The organism is Bacillus sp. RB3 (assembly GCF_030164735.1).
GTDB lineage: Bacteria > Bacillota > Bacilli > Bacillales > Bacillaceae_G > Bacillus_A > Bacillus_A cereus.
The window spans coordinates 1-2,925 of the sequence record NZ_JASNGE010000079.1 but is presented as its reverse complement, the minus strand read 5'-3'; the positions used below and the strand labels follow the sequence as shown (position 1 = coordinate 2,925).

The window sequence follows — 2,925 nt, the reverse complement described above, 5'->3', positions numbered from 1 at the left end:
ACACCTCACAGTCTATATCCACTACAAAAGGGTGTACATACATATTGATAGACAAAATTCTACAAAATACCCCATGTTTTAGGGGTAGTGTATAATAATCCAATGTTTAATAATTTATCAGAAGTAAAAAAATAGGTGTTATATAAAAGAAAATGAATAATTTATGCAGGGAATGTATATATAATTATTGTTTAAATATTCTAAAATGAGTTGATAAAGATGTGGAATTGTTTTTTAGAAAATAATTGATTGTTGTCGAATGTACTTATAATTTAACGTATTTCCCGAAAGAATTCTCCTTCCTCAAGCGTGTGAAGAACATAGCACGACGATAGGTGAGAGATGAATTTTGGTTTGGTGGAGCCAAAAGGCTTTGCTTTTTATTTTTCCAATGTTGATATGTATTTATTGTAGCTAGGTACATAGAGCTAAAAATAAGATATTCTTGTGAACTCAAAAAGCCAAAATTCCTTAACTTAGGAATTTTGGCTTTGACGTTATATCATGGAATTGCAATTGGAATGGCATCTGGCATATCTACTGCACCAGAGTTATAATTTCTTCAGCTCTTTAAATTAGAAACTGGTACTTGATTAGCGTAGTTAAATTATTGCCTTTTAAAAGAACGGAAAGAGTTTTTTCGAGTTAGCACCTTTTACATGATAAATATTGAAGAGGGAAAACCCACTTAGAAAGACTTTTAAGCAGAAAAATAGACTAGTCTATTTTAATTTCTAATGGTCCCAGTATCTTTTATTTTGACGTGCGTCTTTACATTTATTTTAGCCTCTGCTAACGCTCGCAACCAATCTCCTTTTACTTTTTTCCATTCTTTATATTGAAAAGCTCTAGCATATAGGGATAATCCGATTGGATCAATTTTATTCTGCTGTATTTCATTTAATATATTTTGTGAATTATTATTAATTTCTTTTTCAATAGCACTTTTTAAATGATATATATTTTTTTTATTATCATAGTACCCCTTAATTAAATTCGGATTGGTTTTTTCTATTAAAGCTACATTAGCATATATATCGAGATTAAATACAAACTTTCCGTTTTGAAAAGTAACATCTACCTTCCTTGTCGCGTTCTGTACGAAGATAGAAGTATTTGTTTTTTTGTTGGAATTTTTAGGAGAAAGTGCAAGGTGTAGTATCATTCGCCCGTTACTTTTTGACTTATTTAAAAGATTGAAAAATTTAACATCTTTTTTAGGGATATAAGTTAAATATTTCCCTTTTCGATTTAAAAATGCAATTCCTACTGTGTCGATTTCATTCTTTGTTTTTTTGATAATTGGAACAGTTTGCGTCATTCCATCTTCATTTTGTTCTCTCATTAATTGCTGAATTGTAGAAGAGACGGATTGGTTATTTTGAATTGAGGATTCGATTACACCATTTATATAAGATGATAGTGATGGTTTACTAGGCTTATAAATTTTAAAAATTTCTTCTGCAGGCCCATCTACAAGTACTACTTTAGCATTAATGGTAGCGTAAGGATCACGGTAAGAAGAATCAAGCTCCTGTAACCAATTTGCCTCTTGCGCTAATTTTTTCCCAATTAAAATGATTTCAGCTTTGGAAGCGGTCATAAAGCCCGTTAACTTCGTATCTATCTTACTGAATCCAGTATATACAGTTGATGCTTTTGTCCAATGTTCTATAGTACTTTTTTGCTGCTTATGATGAAAGAGTGGTATACTTGTTCCAACTTTTATGTCTCCATTAGCGGTTCTATCCAAGCCAATTAACAGGATTAATGAAACCTTCTCAAGAGGAATTCTTTGACTACAACCAATTATATATACACAACAAATTAAAACCCATATCCATTTTCGAATCAAAGTTGTTTCCTCCTAGTAACCCAAGTAAAAAGAATACTGTAAACGAAAAAAATAATTGGTAATAGAATAAAGAAAATGACATTTAAGATATCCATAAGAGAATATATAAACAAATATTGATCCACATCGGGATTTAGGAAAATAAATAGACCAACTATAAATAACATAAAAGCAAGTAGCGCCCAATTACGGACGTTTTTTTGAAGTGAAATGGTCACAGATTCAAAACTGAAAAATAAATACGGATATATTGTAGTGGAAAATACAATCAAGTAGTAAGCGATATATATAATTTCTAATCTTTCCATGAAAGAAAAACGAACCCCTTTTAACAGATGAAATACTGGCCAGATTACGTCTTTTATCCCCTCTGGACTAAAGTATATATAAGAAAGAATAGTCACATATAGATAGAAAAGCATAGTTCCAGTATTCGCTATTAGTAGCCCTTTTATGGCTTTTTGTTTTTTTTGTAAGAACGGGTATATATAATATGTAATTTCTAAGCCAGCATAAGGTGTAATGGTTTCTTTTGTTGCCTTTATAATAGGGTATAATCCATCTTTAAAAATAGGTAGTAGGTGTAAAGGGTTGTAGTTAGTCTTTAGTGAAAAAAGAAGAAATAGTGGCATCCAAGTAGTGAAGAAGAAAACAAGCATAGAATAACTAGTAAGAGCCCTTAACCCACTCAGGACTAAAATAATAAAAGGTAATAGTAATAATATGGTGATTTGATAAGCAGGAGTGGAAGGAAATATCCACACTTTTACAATATCAGTTGCCTTTAATAAAGTATTAAATCCAGCAAAAAATAGATAAGAGGCATATGCAAGAAAAAGAATTGTTCCTATCCATTTACCAAAGTATGTTTTTAAGATTTGTGAGAAATTTTTGTTGGGATTTTTTTGTAACATTAATATAATAATTACACCGATTATAGAAGTAACTATCCATCCGAGAATGATCGAAATCCAGCCATCTGTACCAGCAGTAGTAGCCAGTGGGCTTGGCATAATTAACATACCAGATGCAAGTTGCAGCGAATGGATGAAAATAATAAATTCGAATAA

The 2,925-nt window shown here is 30.9% G+C and carries 2 protein-coding genes; both read right to left on the bottom strand.

The window, feature by feature from the left end; genetic code table 11:
- Positions 1-727: 727 nt before the first annotated feature.
- Complete coding sequence (locus tag QO049_RS30345) at positions 728-1,855, bottom strand: Ger(x)C family spore germination protein (RefSeq protein WP_284489814.1); 1,128 nt, start codon at positions 1,853-1,855, stop codon at positions 728-730.
- A partial coding sequence (locus QO049_RS30340; RefSeq protein WP_284489813.1) for a GerAB/ArcD/ProY family transporter occupies positions 1,852-2,925 on the bottom strand: 1,074 nt, incomplete at its 5' end. The genes QO049_RS30345 and QO049_RS30340, both read right to left, overlap by 4 nt.